This is a genomic window from Massilia hydrophila (genome assembly GCF_020208145.1).
In the GTDB taxonomy this organism is placed as follows: Bacteria; Pseudomonadota; Gammaproteobacteria; order Burkholderiales; family Burkholderiaceae_D; genus Telluria; species Telluria hydrophila.
On record NZ_JAHYBX010000034.1, the window covers coordinates 1 to 603 of the forward strand.

The 603-nt window shown below is 40.8% G+C and carries 1 protein-coding gene; it reads right to left on the minus strand.

From position 1 onward, the window contains the following. Positions 1 to 153 precede the first annotated feature (153 nt). On the minus strand, positions 154 to 603 hold a 450-nt coding region (locus LE190_RS22210), incomplete at its 5' end, for a hypothetical protein (protein WP_225240599.1).

The window sequence follows — 603 nt, forward strand, 5'->3', positions numbered from 1 at the left end:
TCTTTTCAACTTTCTCAGATGCTTTTTCTGAATATTTTGCCATAATAGTGTTACACCTTGATCTGTTATTAAACACTTCTGCAAAAAGAACAGCTGTTTCAGTTGAATCGTTTGAAAATTCTTTGAGAGCGAAATAGCGAACATCTGTATTCGCTAATTCAATTCATTTCCAGCTTTAATCACGGCTTGGTTGACGGCTTTTATTCTTTCAAGAACCATTTTTTGTATTTTACGGTCGTAAGTCAATAGACCATTGACTTCATGTTCCACATCGGTAGTTTGCGTATAAATAGCAACACTCAGTCCTTTGTATCGGAGCAATTGTTCGACATTATCCATTAGGAATATATAACGGTCTGTGAGTGCCTCTATAGTGGGTTCGTAGGCATAGGCATTGTTTTCGACAGGCCACATGTGACCGCGGACAAATAAGCCTACGCCACCAAACTCTCCAAGGGAAGCTGCCCGTTTCGAATCCGGTTCTGAGGCACCCTTGGGGCCAACATAGATATGGGTGTCAACAAAATCTCCATTTCCGGGATCACCATAAGCTTTTTGGTAAGATGGCTTGTTGTTAAATCCCGAATTACCGTTCACTAAACG